Source organism: Haloarcula sp. Atlit-47R (assembly GCF_003665985.1).
In the GTDB taxonomy this organism is placed as follows: domain Archaea; phylum Halobacteriota; class Halobacteria; order Halobacteriales; family Haloarculaceae; genus Haloarcula; species Haloarcula taiwanensis.
Genome location: NZ_QPLQ01000092.1, coordinates 1 through 442 on the forward strand (window position 1 = coordinate 1; position 442 = coordinate 442).

The window sequence follows — 442 nt, forward strand, 5'->3', positions numbered from 1 at the left end:
GGTTCGTGTAGATGCGCTTTTACCGTCGGAGCGTGCAACAAGGAGTAGTACCCAGCTATGGCCTTCGTCACGAAACTCACCTTTCAAAGCGGTGATAAGGCGGTCCTCGACCGAGTGGTCGACGACCTCAAGCAGTTCGTCGAGCGGAAGGGCGCGGAGTGCCGCGGCCCCCACTCCGACCAGCCGAAGCAGGTGAGCGTCCCGCAGTATCGGACGCTCCAGCCCGGCGACCAGTTCTCGTCGTGGACCTACCCCGTGTACACCCGTCGGCTCGAAATCCACGGCGCGGACCAGATCGCCCGCTAAGTCGGCCTCAGGGAGTTCCCCGACGGCGTCCACCTCGAAATCGAAGTCGAACAGAAGAAACCGCTCGGTCACCGTCGCTGACGGCGGCCACGGAGCGCGAAAGAAGACGCGGGTCTGCGCTTTTTCGTCCCGGTTT

At 63.1% G+C, this 442-nt stretch carries 1 pseudogene; it reads left to right on the forward strand.

What is annotated here, in order from left to right:
* Positions 1–57 precede the first annotated feature (57 nt).
* A pseudogene (locus tag DVK00_RS21030) lies at positions 58–387 on the forward strand (30S ribosomal protein S10).
* The last annotated feature ends 55 nt before the right edge of the window (positions 388–442 follow it).